Origin of the sequence: Listeria monocytogenes ATCC 19117 (assembly GCF_000307025.1) — a bacterium.
Lineage (GTDB): Bacteria > Bacillota > Bacilli > Lactobacillales > Listeriaceae > Listeria > Listeria monocytogenes_B.
Genome location: NC_018584.1, coordinates 418,829 through 434,389, shown reverse-complemented (window position 1 = coordinate 434,389; position 15,561 = coordinate 418,829). Strand labels below are relative to the sequence as shown.

17 protein-coding genes are annotated in these 15,561 nt (G+C 39.9%); 4 read left to right on the top strand and 13 right to left on the bottom strand.

The features are described 5' to 3' along the window. Positions 1 to 89: 89 nt before the first annotated feature. The 4 genes from iolD to iolA are packed head-to-tail and all read right to left on the bottom strand — an operon-like array spanning position 90 to position 5,313. Positions 90 to 2,006 (bottom strand): 3D-(3,5/4)-trihydroxycyclohexane-1,2-dione acylhydrolase (decyclizing), encoded by a 1,917-nt coding sequence (iolD, locus tag LMOATCC19117_RS02100; RefSeq protein WP_003734602.1) that lies wholly within the window; start codon positions 2,004 to 2,006, stop codon positions 90 to 92. Between the two features lie 12 nt (positions 2,007 to 2,018). After that, a complete protein-coding gene (gene iolC, locus LMOATCC19117_RS02095) occupies positions 2,019 to 2,996 on the bottom strand; it encodes a 5-dehydro-2-deoxygluconokinase (protein ID WP_003734601.1) in 978 nt (325 codons plus the stop codon). 16 nt (positions 2,997 to 3,012) lie between these two features. Next, positions 3,013 to 3,834 carry a 5-deoxy-glucuronate isomerase gene (gene iolB / locus LMOATCC19117_RS02090; protein ID WP_003724309.1) on the bottom strand — a complete coding sequence of 274 codons (822 nt, stop codon included), beginning with the start codon at positions 3,832 to 3,834 and terminating at the stop codon, positions 3,013 to 3,015. Positions 3,835 to 3,846: 12 nt separating this feature from the next. Next, positions 3,847 to 5,313, bottom strand: coding sequence for a methylmalonate-semialdehyde dehydrogenase (gene iolA / locus LMOATCC19117_RS02085; protein WP_003734600.1), 1,467 nt, complete (start codon positions 5,311 to 5,313; stop codon positions 3,847 to 3,849). Between the two features lie 194 nt (positions 5,314 to 5,507). On the opposite strand from iolA, the gene LMOATCC19117_RS02080 reads away from it, so the two are divergent. Further along, positions 5,508 to 6,269, top strand: coding sequence for a DeoR/GlpR family DNA-binding transcription regulator (locus LMOATCC19117_RS02080; RefSeq protein WP_003728136.1), 762 nt, complete (start codon positions 5,508 to 5,510; stop codon positions 6,267 to 6,269). Between the two features lie 48 nt (positions 6,270 to 6,317). Here the strand turns inward: LMOATCC19117_RS02080 and LMOATCC19117_RS02075 are convergent, their stop codons facing one another. Next, positions 6,318 to 6,737 (bottom strand): effector binding domain-containing protein, encoded by a 420-nt coding sequence (locus LMOATCC19117_RS02075; RefSeq protein ID WP_003731393.1) that lies wholly within the window; start codon positions 6,735 to 6,737, stop codon positions 6,318 to 6,320. Between the two features lie 102 nt (positions 6,738 to 6,839). Between LMOATCC19117_RS02075 and LMOATCC19117_RS02070 the strand changes: the two genes are divergently transcribed. Beyond that, on the top strand, positions 6,840 to 7,760 hold the full coding sequence (locus LMOATCC19117_RS02070) for a helix-turn-helix transcriptional regulator (RefSeq protein WP_003734599.1): 921 nt from the start codon (positions 6,840 to 6,842) through the stop codon (positions 7,758 to 7,760). Between the two features lie 38 nt (positions 7,761 to 7,798). Here LMOATCC19117_RS02070 and LMOATCC19117_RS02065 read toward each other — a convergent pair whose 3' ends face one another. The 4 genes from LMOATCC19117_RS02065 to LMOATCC19117_RS02050 all read right to left on the bottom strand — a co-directional run bounded on the left by LMOATCC19117_RS02065 (position 7,799) and on the right by LMOATCC19117_RS02050 (position 11,169). Next, on the bottom strand, positions 7,799 to 7,993 hold the full coding sequence (locus LMOATCC19117_RS02065; protein ID WP_003724301.1) for a hypothetical protein: 195 nt from the start codon (positions 7,991 to 7,993) through the stop codon (positions 7,799 to 7,801). Between the two features lie 86 nt (positions 7,994 to 8,079). Beyond that, positions 8,080 to 8,382, bottom strand: coding sequence for a PTS sugar transporter subunit IIB (locus LMOATCC19117_RS02060; protein ID WP_003723086.1), 303 nt, complete (start codon positions 8,380 to 8,382; stop codon positions 8,080 to 8,082). Between the two features lie 17 nt (positions 8,383 to 8,399). Further along, positions 8,400 to 9,734: a PTS sugar transporter subunit IIC gene (locus LMOATCC19117_RS02055; RefSeq protein ID WP_003728139.1), complete on the bottom strand. Its 1,335-nt coding sequence runs from the start codon at positions 9,732 to 9,734 to the stop codon at positions 8,400 to 8,402. Beyond that, positions 9,727 to 11,169, bottom strand: coding sequence for a glycoside hydrolase family 1 protein (locus LMOATCC19117_RS02050; RefSeq protein WP_003734597.1), 1,443 nt, complete (start codon positions 11,167 to 11,169; stop codon positions 9,727 to 9,729). Before LMOATCC19117_RS02050 ends, LMOATCC19117_RS02055 begins: the two co-directional genes overlap by 8 nt. A 156-nt stretch (positions 11,170 to 11,325) precedes the next feature. Here LMOATCC19117_RS02050 and LMOATCC19117_RS02045 point away from each other — a divergent pair, with 156 nt between their 5' ends. Continuing rightward, positions 11,326 to 12,039 (top strand): GntR family transcriptional regulator, encoded by a 714-nt coding sequence (locus LMOATCC19117_RS02045; protein WP_003728140.1) that lies wholly within the window; start codon positions 11,326 to 11,328, stop codon positions 12,037 to 12,039. A gap of 39 nt (positions 12,040 to 12,078) precedes the next feature. Here the strand turns inward: LMOATCC19117_RS02045 and LMOATCC19117_RS02040 are convergent, their stop codons facing one another. From LMOATCC19117_RS02040 to LMOATCC19117_RS02025, 4 genes are all read right to left on the bottom strand, one after another. Then, positions 12,079 to 12,414 (bottom strand): zinc ribbon domain-containing protein YjdM, encoded by a 336-nt coding sequence (locus tag LMOATCC19117_RS02040; protein ID WP_003724297.1) that lies wholly within the window; start codon positions 12,412 to 12,414, stop codon positions 12,079 to 12,081. A gap of 36 nt (positions 12,415 to 12,450) precedes the next feature. After that, a complete protein-coding gene (locus LMOATCC19117_RS02035; protein WP_003724296.1) occupies positions 12,451 to 13,170 on the bottom strand; it encodes a YebC/PmpR family DNA-binding transcriptional regulator in 720 nt (239 codons plus the stop codon). A gap of 95 nt (positions 13,171 to 13,265) precedes the next feature. Beyond that, complete coding sequence (locus tag LMOATCC19117_RS02030) at positions 13,266 to 13,775, bottom strand: NUDIX hydrolase (protein ID WP_003731389.1); 510 nt, start codon at positions 13,773 to 13,775, stop codon at positions 13,266 to 13,268. Between the two features lie 49 nt (positions 13,776 to 13,824). Then, entirely contained in the window at positions 13,825 to 14,772 is a 948-nt protein-coding gene (locus LMOATCC19117_RS02025) for a helix-turn-helix transcriptional regulator (protein ID WP_003741444.1), read from the bottom strand. 94 nt (positions 14,773 to 14,866) lie between these two features. Here LMOATCC19117_RS02025 and LMOATCC19117_RS02020 point away from each other — a divergent pair, with 94 nt between their 5' ends. Further along, complete coding sequence (locus LMOATCC19117_RS02020; RefSeq protein WP_003734595.1) at positions 14,867 to 15,484, top strand: peptidase E; 618 nt, start codon at positions 14,867 to 14,869, stop codon at positions 15,482 to 15,484. Positions 15,485 to 15,561: the final 77 nt, after the last annotated feature.

The window sequence follows — 15,561 nt, the reverse complement described above, 5'->3', positions numbered from 1 at the left end:
TTATAAAGAAAAACTGGTGTGATGCAAGGCGGGGCTATTGAAGTGGCAAAACAAAAACAAGTCCGGTGATGGACTTGTTTTTGTTTTGCTTAATATAGTCGGGCATTTTTCAGGTTTGCTTGTTTTTCTTCGTATGCTTGCTTGATACTTTCTTTGTTTGAAACTTCGGAAACTCCCACATTCCACCAATTAAGATAGCCTTCTGACATAGTTTTTGGTAGTACTTTCATTTCGATCAAAGTAGTTTTGCTTTGTGTTTTTGCGTCTTCCAGTGCGCTGATTAAATCTTCTTTCGTGTTGGCTCTATAGACTTTTGCTCCGTATCCTTCTGCAATTTTGGCGTAATCGACTTGCATGATTTGGTTGTCGCTATCGCGGAATTCGCAGAAAAAACTGTCGCTGCCGTTTGCCATTTGGAGGTTGTTAATGCAGCCAAAACCGGAATTATCGAAGAGCATAATGTTAATTTTTTTGCCGTATTGTAAGGATGTTAGTAGTTCTGAGTGTGACATGCAGAAGCTGCCGTCGCCAACGATGGCGTATACTTCTTGTTTTTTTGCTGCGGCCATTTTCGCGCCGAGAGCACCGTTTATTTCGTAGCCCATGCAGGAATAGCCATATTCTAAGTGATAGGTGTCTGGTACGGCTGGGTTCCAGAGTCGTTGCAAATCTCCGGGAAGTGAACCGGCCGAACAAACGACAATGCTATCCGGTGCCACGTTGTCATTAATTGTGATAAGTGCTTCTGTTTGCGTAAATTCGGTCTGCAAGCGGTCTGCATATTCGTTTAAGGTCGCTTGGTCGAATTGATCTTTGATTTCTGGCGTAAATGCTTCTCGGTTGAATTTGGTGGTTTGTAGCCGTGCTCTTTCGTCTAGCCACTCGGTTTTGTATGCGGCTATCTTGTTTCCAAATTGGGTCTGATAACCTTTTAAAAGTGGCGCTAGTTCGGCTAGGGTTGCTTTGGCGTCACCGACAACTTGGAAGGCATCTAATTTGTATGTTTGCATACGGCTGACATTGATATTGATAAATTTGGTTGTTGGATCGAATGCCGTTTTGGAACTGGTTGTGAAATCGGTATAGCGCGTGCCAATTCCGATGACTAAATCGGCGTCACGGATAGCTTTATTGGCAGCAAGCGTCCCGAGGATTCCCGTGCCACCTAGGTTGTTTTTGAAGTCAAACTCAAGCGTTGATTTCCCGGCATGTGTTTCGACGAGCGGAATGTTGGTTTGCTCGGAAAGGGCGATCAATTCTTCGCGTGCTCTTGAATAGCGGGCGCCACCTCCGACGATGATAACTGGGGTTTTGCTCGCTTTGATGAGCCGAGCTGCTTCGGTTAGTTCACGCTTTGTCGGGATTTGCCGATTAAGATAGTGAATTCGTTTTTGGAAAAATTCGACTGGATAATCGAATGCTTCTCCTTCTGTGTCTTGCGCAATGCAGATTGTTGCTGGTCCCGCGCTCGCTGGGTTGGTCATTACTTCGAAAGCGCGAATCAGGGCGCTCATGAGTTGTTCTGGTCGCTGCACACGGTCAAAATATCTGGAGACTGCTTGGAAGCCATCATTGGTTGTAATTGCCGTGCTCGACTCATGCTCTAATTGTTGCAAGACTGGGTCGGGCTGTCTGGTTGCGAATGTGTCGGCCGGCAAGAATAACACGGGTAAATTATTCGCAAGTGCGGTGCCGGCTGCTGTTATTAAGTTCGCGGAACCTGGTCCTGCTGATGTGGAACACGCGTAGATGCGCTGGCGATTTTTTTGTTTTGCATAAGCGATTGCCGCGTGCGCCATGCCCTGCTCATTTTTCCCTTGATACACTTTTAAATGACCTGGGGCTTCTTCCAAGGCTTGCCCGATACCAACCACATTTCCATGTCCAAACAGCGTGAAAATACCATCCACAAACGGTGCCATTTCGCCGTCCACTTCGATATATTGCTGATTTAAAAATTTTACCAAAGCTTGTGCGGTTGTTAGTCGAATCGTTTTTTCAGTCACCATAATCTCCTCCTATTCCGCTTGCGCAATGAGCGCTTTGATTTCATCAGCTGTTGGCATCGCGTCTGAGGAACTATGCTTGCTAACAACAATCGAAGCCGCGGCACTTCCGTATTTAAGGGCTGTTTCGATACTTTCACCGCTAAATAAACCGTATAAGAAGGCTGATGCGTAGGAATCTCCCGCGCCGAATGTTTTGAGCACTTTTGTTTTATATGCTTTTGCTTGGAATGTTTCTCCCGCTTTTGTATATGCGAATGAGCCTTCCACCCCATGCTTAATGACAACAATTTCTGCTTGATGTTGGAAAAGATGCGCTTTTGTTGCTTCATTTTTGCCACCGACTTGATTTTCCATCATATCAAATTCGTCGCGCGTGCCAATAATCACATCCGCTTGTTCTGCGACAAGTGAATAATAAACCGCCGTTTCTTCGGTGTTTGTCCACGTATAAGGGCGATAATCTAATTCAAAAGCAACGGCTACATCATTTTTCCGAGCTAAACTAACTGCCTTTAAAACAGCTTCCCGCGATGGACTTTGCGCTAAAGCTGTTCCAGAAATGAGCAGCACGCGAGCCTCTTTTATATAATCTTCCGAAATTTCTTCTGGCGTTAAATACAAATCCGCTACATTTTCGCGATACATCAAAATACTGCATTCATCTGGGCTTTTAATTTCCGTAAACGCCAAGCCAACTTTGCGGCCTTCCGTATCTTTCACCATTCCGTCCGTATTTATACTCAAATCACGCATATATTTCTCAATAAAACGACCATGTTGATCAGCAGAAATTTTGCCGATAAAACCTACTTTTAAGCCTAGTTTTGCGGTTCCTATCGCAATATTTGCCGGGGAACCACCCACATATTTAGAAAAAGTCATCGTTTCTTCCATTGGACGATTGTATTCGACTGCGTTCAAATCAATACAAGCGCGTCCTACTGTGATTAAATCAAATTTTCGTTCGCTATGTTTGTTTAGATTCATGCTCCAAATCCTCCTCTTAGTCTCGTTCTAAAATCCATTCATGGTCCGGATCGTTGTGAAATTTCCAAACCCGTTTCGGTCCAGCCATTACGTTCAAATAATATGAATCATATCCATCTGGCACGCCAACTGGGTGATAGCCTTCTGGAACGATAACCGCATTTTGATGCTCCACAGCCATCGTTTCATCAAGCGTCCGGTCATCCGTATAGACACGTTGAAAAATAAAACCTTGCTCCGGATTAATTTCATGATAATAACTTTCTTCCAAAAGCGACTCCGCTGGCAGATTATCGCGGTCATGTTTATGCGGCGGATAACTCGAAAAATTTCCGCCATCCGTATACACTTCCACAACCAACAAACTGCTCGCAACCTCACTTACATCTGGCAAAATGTTATGTACCAGTCGTTTATTTTGATATTTTCCGCGCTGCTCAATCGAATTATCACTAGCCTTAATAAGTGTCGTTGGCAAGTCTCGATTCGCCTGGGAGTAGCAAAGCGCTACACGAGCTTTTTCTGTGTCCGCCTTCACTTGAAACGTCCGTCCGCCAGAAATAAACACGCTATCTGTCGGAATTTTTTCAAAGACATTCGCTCTTGTCCCAATCTCCGCAAAAATATTGTCACCCTCACTCACTGTAATTTTCCCAGTAAGCGCAACAATACAACACTCTAAATCAGTAAGCTCCTCCTGATAAATAGCACCTTTTTCCATTTCAATTAAGCGAAAACCAACATAACTTAGCGGAGAATTAGCTTGGTTAATATCCTGCACAAACGTAATGCCAGGCGCTATTCTCTCATTTAACGGTTTTCGTAACAGTTTGCCCATTTTTGCGCCCTCCTATTCTTCGTAACCTTTTAATGAATATCTCGCTGTGACAACTTTCTTATGCGTGTAAAAATCCACGCTGTCTTTGCCGTTAGCATGAAGCGTTCCATAAAAGGACGATTTCCAACCAGAAAACGGGAAAAACGCCATTGGAGCAGGTACGCCCAAATTCACACCAAGCATTCCAGCGTCGATTTTTTCTCTAAAGTAGCGAATTGCTTTGGCATTATTTGTGAAAATACAAGCGCCATTTGCAAATTCAGATTGATTCGCAACCCGAACTGCTTCTTGGAGATTTTTCACACGAATCACGGATAAAACTGGTGCGAAAATCTCGTCTTTCCAAATCGTCATATCCGTCGTAACATCTTCCAAAATTGTTGGACCAACAAAGTGCCCTTCTGAAAGTCCAGTTTCCCGACCATCTACTGTTAATTTCGCGCCTTCTTCCAAGCCTTTTTCAATATAAGCAATCGTGCGTTTTTGGTTTTCTTCGCGAATTACAGGACCGAGGAAAACGCCATCGTCTAACCCATTTCCAATTTTCACATTTTGCGCGGCTGTCCGAAGTGCCGCTAGAAACTCATCCGCGATGCCTTCTTCAACTGTGACGACCGCACATGCCATACAACGTTCACCCGCCGATCCGAATGCCGCTGAAATAACATTCGTCACGGTATCTTCTAAATCCGCATCATTAAGCACAATTGTATGGTTTTTCGCACCTGTTAAGGCTTGCACTCGTTTTAAATTTGCGCTCCCTGTTTTGTAGACATATTCACCAACTGGCTTAGAACCAACAAAAGAAACCGCTTTAATTATTTCGTTCTCTAAAATTCCGTTAACCACATCATGCGCACCGTACACTACATTGAATACACCTTTTGGAAGACCCGCTTCAGAAAATAATTCCACCAATTTCTCCATTAAAAGTGGCGTTCTCTCGGATGGTTTTAAAATAAACGAGTTACCAAGCGCAATGGCCATTGGGAACATCCAACATGGTACCATCATCGGGAAGTTAAATGGTGCGATTCCACCAACAACCCCGACCGGATAGCGATAATTTGCCGCCTCCACATCGGTTGCAATCGAAGCCAGCGAATCACCCATCATTAGTGTTGGCGCTCCAGCCGCGAACTCGACATTTTCAATACCACGTTGGACTTCACCGCGTGCTTCGGATAAATTTTTACCATTTTCGAGTGTAATCAGTCTTGCTAGTTTTTCTTTATGTTGAATGAGTAACTGTTGGAAACTAAATAGAACCCGTGCACGTCTTGGTACAGCAACTTGGCTCCATTTTTCAAAAGCTTGTTCAGCAATGACAGCCGCCTGATCTAATTCTGCGCGTGTCGATATCGGCACTTGGCACAGCACTTCCCCCGTCGCCGGATTGATGACATCTTCGTATTTGTCCGCCCTACTCTCGACCCATTCACCATTAATATAATTCTTTAACTTCCGTACATCTGCCATAAAAAATCCCTCCACTTAAAATTACTCATAAGTTAACCATTAATCGATTATAACCCCATCTTAAGCCAATAAAATTAGAGAGTCAATTTAATTTTTGTCACTAACTTCACCATAAAAAATCATAGTTGATTACCTTTTGAGCATGTGTTATAAATAGTGTAATTAAAATAATTTTGCCAAAGGATGAATTTAAAATGAAAGTACAACGCATTCAAGCGATTGAGAATTTAATTCACGAAAAAGGCAGTATTAGCCTCGACGATTTATGCGAACAATTCAATGTTTCCAAAAATACCGTTCGCCGAGACATTGCCAAACTTCTCCAAAAAAACACCATCCAAAAAGTCTATGGTGGCGTCGTTTCTGTTTATAATAATCCCGAAGAAATTCGGCCGTTCGAAAATCGTGATACAGAAAATCACACAGAAAAACAGCTTATCGGAAAAGCGGCGGCTGATTTTATTGAAGAAAATGATTTGATTTTTATTGATTCCGGCACAACGACTAGCTGTCTCGCTGCGGCTCTGCCAACGGATAAGGATATTACTATTATTACGAACAGCCTAGATGTGATTAATTTTGCGAGTGAAATGGATAATGTGAAATTGATTGTTATTGGCTCGACTTTTAAAACGAGTACTAAATCATTTGTTGGCGTGGAGAATTGGGGATTTTTTGAGAAATATAATATTACGAAAGCTTTTATGGCCGCAACTGCGCTGTCTACTACGCACGGGGTGATGAATTCGGATATTTTGGAGTATGAGATTAAGCGCCATATGATGGAAAAAGCGACGGAGAAATTTTTGCTAGTGGATCATACGAAGGTGGATAAGTCGGCTTTGCTTACTTACGGGGAATTGGCGGAATTTGATTGGTTGGTTACGTCGAAGGACATGGCTGGTGGGTGTTTGGGGTATTGTGAGGATGTTGGGGTTTTGGTGAGGTTGGTTTAGTTTAGTGAAAAAAGACCCCTCTCCACCGAAAGGGGTCTCTCAATTTATTTACTTACTAACAACCGGAATATAAAGCGTAAACTCAGCTTCTCTAAGATCCTCCAAATTAAACGATCCCGCAATGCCAACCGTATCGCTTTGACTAACCTCGCCGTATGCTGCGCCGATGAAGCCGTCTAGAGCTGGGCGGTCTGTTTCGCTTGTTACGAATTTTGCGTATTTGCCTTCTGGAATGTCGAAAGTAGTGTCGCCGTTTTCACCTTTTGCACTAGCTACGATGTAATATTGTAGGTCGTCAAGACTTGCGTTAATGCCAACGTAGTCTTTTTCGTTTTTTGCAAATTTTGTGTGGGCTGATTCTTTAATTTCGCTCATTGGGCCAAAGCCTTTTTGTGGATCAAATTCAGGGATTTCTACTTTATTTCCAGTAAATGTTTCTTTTTTTAATTCAACAATTTCAAATGCCATAATATTTCCCTCCAAAAAGTTACTTAACTTTGATATGATGTAACTATAACACGTGAATGATGACAACTGTCTGTCATCATTCCAAAAACAAAGGAGAAAAAAATGAAAATCGAGCGACTCATCGGAATCATTATGCTGCTTCTCCAACGCGAGCTAGTCAGTGCTTCTGAAATGGCTACAATGTTTGAGGTTTCCAAACGTACTATTTTCCGCGATATTGACACACTTGCGATGGCGAATATCCCGATTTACACGATTGCCGGAACAAAGGGTGGCATCGGTATTATGCCTACCTACAAAGTCGATAAAAAGCTTCTCACAGTAGATGATTTAACCGCAATTATTGCTAGTTTGGACGGGATGGAGCAGTTGCTTTCTTCCGCCGAAACCAAGAAAACCCTCCAAAAAATGAAAAACATGCTCGACCATTCAAGCGAACCGCCTAAAAGTTCCATTTCGCTCGATTTCTCCAATTTGTCCATGAAAAACGAATTAAACGCTAAAGTCGAAAGTTTATATTTAGCGATTAAAAAACATCAACTCGTAGAACTCAGCTATATTGATCGAACGGGTAACCAAACCATTCGTAAAACTGAGCCTTATCACCTCCTGTTTAGGAATCGTTCTTGGTATTTGCAAGGTTACAGTTTGGAACGCAGCGATTTTCGAACATTTAAAATGTCGCGGATTGTTGAACTAAAAACGCTAGAAGAAACGTTTGAAGCTCGCCCTTTTAGTGTAAAACCGTTTGGCGCCCCACCCGACAGACCGATGTTTTTGATGCATGAAGTCAACTTAATTGTCGATAAAATTGCCCGCGAGCAAATCATCGAGCGCTTTGATCTAGTCGAAATCTCGCAGCAAGATGACGCACATTTTTTAGCAAAAGTAACGCTTCCTGATCACGAGGCTGGGTATCGCTTTTTACTTCAACTTGGAACGCATGTAACCATTCAAAACCGTGATGACTTTTACGATAATTTTGTTGACTACTTAAAAGAAATCCAAGGAAAATATATCTAAAAATGGCTCTGCTAATTGTTTAGCAGAGCCATTTGATGTTAATCTTTATATTTATAATCCAAATCTTGATAAGCTGTTTGATACGGTCCACCATCAGCTACTTCTGAATGATAAAGTGCTTTTAAAGCGAAAGTTTTTTCTAAGTCCATTTCTTTCATTAGCTTTTGAAGGCGTTCTTGCAAGTCTACGCTATCTTTTACAAGCTCTTTCATTTGTGATTTTACATATTTCATAATAATTCCGCTCCTTTTCACACATTATAACACTTTCTTCCCCGATAAAAAAGGAGCGCGACTATAAGCCACACTCCCTTACTTTTTTAACCGATTAATTCGATTGCTCTTTCAAGTACCGCCGCTCCATTGACACGGCCGTAGTCTAGCATATTAATTACTTCGACAGGAATTTTTCCGCCAACTACTTTTTCTGTGTTCCCTTTTAAATAACCAACTTGTGGTCCAAGCAAAATGACATCTGCTTTTTCCCAGTTTTCGTGTAGTTCAGCGTCGGATACAGCCCAGATATTTGCTTCAACGCCTTGTTCCGCGCCTGCTGCTTTCATTTTTTCTACTAAGAAACTTGTGGACATACCAGCATTACATACTAATAAAATGTTTTTCATTGGTTAAACTTCCTTCCTTATTTTGCTTCTGTTTTTTGAGCTGTAGCAAAAGCAACTTTTTCATCCATACGTAGGAACGGCAGATAGATAAAGACTGTCACAACAATGATAATTACTTGTAAAACGGACGCGCGCCAGTCCCCGCCAGTTGCTAGGAAACCAGAAATAATTGGCGGTGTCGTCCACGGGGTTTGTACAACTACATGATTAATCCAACCTGCTGCTGTCGCATAATACGCTGTTGTTAAAGAGAAAATCGGCGCTAATACGAACGGGATAATAAGTAACGGGTTGAACACAATCGGCAGACCAAAGATGATTGGCTCACTGATGTTAAATAGTGATGGTGCCGCAGATAGTTTCGAGATATCTTTGTAATCTTTTCGTTTCCCAAAGATGAAAATGGCAATTAATAAGCCAATCGTGTTTCCTGAGCCACCCATAACCGCAAATGTGTCTTTGAAAGCCATATTAATAATATGCGGAATTTCTTGATGATTCGCGTAGGCAACCATGTTTTCTTGCATATTTTGAAGTAAAAATGGATCTAGTAACGGACCAGAAATAACTGCTTGGTGAATACCCAAACCGAAGAATAAGTTAGCGATAGAAGTAATCAGCAAGAAGCCTGGAAGACTTGTCGTCACATAGCTAAGTGGCTTCGTGATAATCGTTGTCACAAGTGTATTAAAGTCCATGTTGAAAATTTGATTAACGGCAAATGACATAACTGAGAAAATAATAACCGTAATCATAATCGGAATTAACACGTTAAATGATTTAATAACTGCCGGTGGAATATTTCCTGTTAAATTAATTTGCATGCGTTTGTTTTTCGATAATTTAATGAATAAATCGGTTGCAATTAAACCAACGATAATACCGACGAACATGCCTGACGCGCCAGTATAACTAACTGGGATAACGTTCGGTACTTCGATTGATTTTGATGCGCCTTCTGGAAGGAACGTCATCGCAATCGGTGTTACAACAATAAAAGAAGATAAAGCGACAAGAATCGGAGCAATGACGTTTTTATAGCCGCGATTCAAACATAAATGATACGAAATCGCCACAGTGACTAAAAGCGTAATAACACTCAGCGTACCATTTCCGATTGAAATACCAATCTCTTGCCATGTTTTAAGTGTATCTGGGTTAACAATTTTGCCCATAAAGCCAGTCGGTTCTAAAATAACATAGTTAATCAGCGTGACAAAACCAGCTAAAATCATGAACGGCATAATACTCGCAAAAGCATCACGCAATGAACGCAAATGAATCTGACCACCAAGACGTTGTGCTACATTAATAAATCCATTAACAATCGACTTCTTTTTCGTTTCAGCCATTAGTTGTTTCCTCCCTTTTCGTCCCAACTAGTTTGCTTGTATCATATTCAAAACCGTTCATGTCACTCATTTTTTTATAAAATTCGCCACTTTTCTTCATTGTGCGTTTGCCAGTTTCGACATCAAGTGAAACGAGTCCGTAACGGTTTTTATATGCGTTAATCCACGACCAACAATCAATGAATGTCCACAGATGATACCCTTTAATATCGCAACCTTCTGCAATCGCTTGATGTACATAAGCCAAATGATCTTTGACAAATTGAATCCGGTAATCATCTTGAATTTGTCCTTCTTCATTTAAGAAACGCTCTTCATTTGCCACACCCATACCATTTTCAGAAATAAATGATTCGATATTGCCGTAATTATCACGAATATCAATACATAAATCGTAAATCCCACGTTCATAAATTTCCCAACCGCGGTAAATATTCATTCGTTTACCTGGCATATTATGCGGTTCAAAAAACCAATCTGGTAAAAACGGACTTTTTTCATTAATTGCTGTTAAACGGGCTTTGACGCGTCTTGGTTCATAGTAATTTAGGCCAAGAATTTGCGCCGTATTTTCTTTAATAATCGTCAAATCTTCTTCCGTGTATTCCGGCATTTGATCGTATTCGCGCATAATTTCAACTAATTTTTCTGGGAAAGTTCCTTTAACCATCGGATCCAAGAAGCTTCTCGTGTAAAAAGCATCACAAATTTCCGCAGCTTCTAAATCGTATTCGTTTTGGCTACGTGGATACGTCGGGCTAAGGTTTAAAATAACGCCGATTTTTGATGACAAGTTTAATTTTTTAAATGCTTTAATAGCTAACGCATGCGCCAAAATCGTATTAAAACCAGCTTGTGCACCGCGTTTGAAGTCGATTTGATTCGGATAATGGAAATCTTCTAAATAGCCGCCAAGAATCGGTCCTAGTGGTTCGTTAAACGTAAACCAGTGATAAACTAAATCGCCAAATTCTTTAAAACAAGTATCTGCAAAATGAACATAGGCATCTACAACTTCTCTTGATTCCCAGCCACCAGCATCTTGAAGTGCCACGGGCATATCGAAATGATATAAGTTGGCGAATGGTTTGATACCGTTTTCATTCATTTCAGTAAGTAAATCGCGATAAAACGCAATAGCTTTCGGGTTCACTTCGCCAACGCCATCATTAGGAAACATTCGCGCCCATGAAATCGAAATCCGGAACGAATTTTGTCCTGTTTTCTTCATCCACTGTACGTCTTCTTTATAACGATTAAAATGATCTGTTGTAATTTCTGAACCTACGCCTTCGTAAAAGCGATTCGGTTCTGTTTCAAACCAATGCTCCCAAACAGTTTTTGCCTTACCAGTGTCGCCGCGACCTTCTGCTTGTTCAGCAGACCACGCAGAGCCCCACCAAAAATTTTTTGGAAACGTTAATAATTCTTTCATTTTTTATGGCCTCCCTTTTGTCAAAATAAATATAGCATACATTTATTTAAAAAACAATACTTTTATCAAAAGATATATACTTTTGTTTATAGGGATACCTTTTTGTAAAAGTATATGGTATACTATGCTTATTACATCAGTAAAGGAGCCAATAAAATGTCGGGAATGGCTAAATACATGGAAATATACATAGATATCCGTGATAAAATCAACCAAAATAAATACGAAATTAACGAGAAATTGCCTGATGGGGACAGTATGGCTCGCACGTATGATTGCAGCAAGCTCACTGTCAAAAAAGCACTGGATATGCTTGTACAAGAAGGCATGATTATTAGACGACGCGGGGCTGGGACTTTCGTGAAATCCCATTCGACTAACGGCGGAGAATTCGCGCTTGGGCCAATGTCCGGACTTGTAAATACATTTGGAAAAGACAATATTAAATCCAAAGTCATTTTATTTTCTATTGAAAAACCATCGAAAGAAGTCGCAGAGAAATTAGAGATGCAGGATGACTATATTTACCGAATCATCCGGATGAGAGAAGTTGGTCATAAAGCCTATTCGATTGAACATACTTATATGCCACTTGCGATTATTCCAGGTCTAGAACCACGTCATTTAGAGGACTCGATTTATAATTATATTCGGGATGATTTGAAACTTAAGATGCAGAGTGCGCATGTTTGGGTACGCGGGGATAAATCAAATCAAGAGGATAGCAAGCTCCTCAATTTAGAAGAACCTACTTTTATGATGGAAATTGAAAAATTAGCGCATTTGGAAGATGGTCGTGTGTTCGAATATTCGATAACGCGCCATACGTATGAATCGTTTGTGTTTGAAACGGTTTTTGTGCAGAATTAAAAAAAACAGCGACTCTCTGAATTAGAGAATCGCTGTTTTTTATATCTTCTTAACAAATTCTGATTTTAATTTCATTGGGCCGAAGCCGTCAATTTTGCAATCAATGTCGTGGTCGCCGTCTACTAGGCGGATATTTTTTACTTTTGTTCCCATTTTGATTGGGTTTGATGCGCCTTTTACTTTAAGATCTTTGATGACTGTGACAGAATCGCCATCTGTTAGTACGTTGCCGTTTGCATCTTTGAACACTTTTTCTTCGGTAGCTTCTTCTGCTACAGCGCTCCACTCATGGCCGCATTCCGGGCAGATTAATAAGCCGCGATCTTCGTAGGCATACTCTGAGTTACATTCTGGGCAATTTGGTAATTTTGGCATTTTATCAATTCCTCCGATTGTTGTAATAGTTGGCTGTTAATCTTCTAATTCGACGTTATGATATACTTTTTGCACGTCTTCTAGGTCTTCTAAAGCATCAATTAGTTTCTCGAATTTTTCTAAGTCCTCACCTGATAATTGAATATCATTTTGAGGAATCATTTCGATTTCCGCTACTGTAAATTCTTCAATTCCAGCCGCTTTCAAACCTTCTTGTACTTTGTGGAAATCTTCTGGTTCTGCATAAATAATCGCTTGGCCATCTTCGTCTAAAATGTCACGAACATCAATATCCGCTTCCATTAAAAGTTCTAATAACTCATCCGCGTCTTTTCCTTCAACACCAAAAATGGCTGTATTATCAAACATATAAGCTACTGAACCACTTACGCCCATGTTGCCGCCGTTTTTGCTATAAGCTGCGCGAACATCGGATGCCGTACGATTCACATTATTTGTCAGTGCGTCTACGATAATCATCGAGCCATTTGGACCAAAGCCTTCATAGCGCAGTTCTGAATATGTTTCATCGCCAGTGCCTTTCGCTTTTTCGATTGCACGGTCAATAATATGTTTCGGCACATTGTATGTTTTTGCACGTTCAATAACAAAACGTAATTTTTGGTTGGCATGCGGATCTGGGTCGCCCGATTTAGCCGCTACATATATTTCAATTCCAAATTTTGCATAGATACGACTATTTGTTTTATCTTTTGACGCTTTTTTCTCTTTAATATTTGCCCATTTACGGCCCATATTACCACTCGCTTTCTAATTGGAGTTTTCTCGTGTCTCTGTACTATTATAAGTGTAGGAAACGAATTTGTTAAGTGGAAATTTAGCTATATTCGTTAAAAATGGATAGATGTGGCGTTTTTGAGGTTAAAAAGCTGGTTTAAAAAGAAGTATGGAATAAATTCGCCCGAACTTCTTAACACTTCTAACTCTTCTTTAGTCACAAAACGGGCATCTGCTACTTCTTCTTTTTGTAAAGTTAAGTCGCTAAGTTCCACGTCTTTCGTAATAAACCAATAATCATCAAATCCCGCTTCGAAATGGTAACTGAATTTGGCACGGGTGTTACTTAAATCAATTGTAATCCCTAGTTCTTCTTGCACTTCTCGTTCAGCAGCTTGCAGGCTTGTTTCGCCTTTTAGCGCAGAACCCGCCGCAGAAAGATCCCAATAATTCGGCCAACCTTCTTTATCTTTTTGGCGCTTTTGGATTAAAAGTTGCCCTTTTTCGTTAAAAATACATACGTGAACAACCAAATGAAGTTCTCCGGGCGCTAGTTTTTCACCGCGGATATGTGTTTTCCCAGTTAATTCACGATTCTCATTTAGCAAATCCCATTCTTCCACTAAAATCGGCTCCTTCTAATCATTGACTTGTTTTCATTATACAACAAAGTTAGGATGATAAATTTTGCATATGTTTTTTTATCGTATCGAGCTCATTTAGCAACATATCTCGCAATGAATCTGGCTGGATAGCTATAATTTTTTCACCATAACCTAGTAAATAATTGATAATAAATTGTTCCTCTCCTTTATGATAAAAACCATGAATAACATTTTTACCTTGCTGTTGGCGAAGTTTCATCGATGGATAATTTTCTTTAAAAAATAAGTCAACACCATTTGAGGCAATTTCCACTTCAAAGGTAGTTACATCAGCTTTTTTATTAAAAGAATCAGCCACTCTTTTTAATTCCTCCATTTTCTTAGCTTCAAAAGTATCATTTTCTTTTAGCGCAAGGATTTTATCACAACGAAATACCTGCATCCGTTTCGTCTCGAAGTTATAACTCGTCACATACCATTGCCCGTATGCCGAAGATATATTATAAAATTGAACAATATACGTTTTTTCAGTCCCATTTTTATCATAATTAATCTGACACACCTTCTCCTCCATCGTAAACTGCAAAATAACATCTAGAAATTCACATTGATTATTATGCTTTATATAGCCGAGACTAAATACTTCTTCTGTTTTTCGAAGCATTTCGATTTTTTCAGCTGAAAGACAACGTTCAAATTTCGTTTTTAATTTTTCCACGCTCAAATGAAAAGGTGTCGTTTCATAGGCTTTTAAGGTAAGCATCGAAAAATAGAGCGCAAATACCTCATCGATATTAAAAACAATGGGCGAGAGTAGCCGATTACGAAGCACCCGATAATGACCATTTCGTCCCCGTTCCGAATATATCGGCATGCCTATTTCTTCCAAAGACTGTATATCTCGAATAGCAGTACTGCGGGAAACGCCATATTTTGCCATTATGTCGCTTAATTGAAACGAATTTTTATCATTTAAAAACAACATCATATCATTTAATCGCTCTGCTTTTCTCATCGCCATCTCTTTTCTTTTTTCAGATTAAAAGGTGTCACTAATTGATACCTTTAACCATTATACTATAATTAGAAACCAAAGGAGCTAAAAAATGATGAAAAACTTATTTTTAACCTCGTCTTTTAAAGATGTTGTACCATTATTTACTGAATTTGAAAGCAATCTCCAAGGAAAAACCGTTACTTTTATCCCGACGGCTAGCACCGTTGAAGAAGTTGTTTTTTATGTAGAAGCTGGTAAAAAAGCGCTCGAGGATTTAGGGTTAATTGTTGAGGAACTAGATGTGGCGGCAGAAAATCTAGAAGAAATAACGATGACACTCAAAAAAAATGATTTTATCTATGTTACTGGAGGAAATACTTTCTTTTTACTACAAGAATTAAAACGAACTGGTGCAGATAAATTAATTTTAGAGGAAATTGCTAAAGGAAAATTATATATTGGTGAATCAGCCGGTGCAGTCATCACGAGTCCTAATATATCGTATATCCAATCCATGGACAGCGTAAAAAAAGCCACTAATTTAACCAACTATGATGCTTTAAATTTAGTCGATTTCTATACGCTTCCTCATTACAACAACACACCTTTTAAAAAAATAACACAACAAATAATAGCGGACTATGCGGATGATTTAAAAATATTTCCGATTAGTAACTGCGAAACTATTTTTGTACAAGGTAACGTGGTAACTTCGAAAGGAATTCTTTAACAGCATTCTCCAAAAACGCCTTGAAACTTGGATATCCGTTTAAGTTTCAAGGCGTTTTTGTTGTATAATAAAACTAA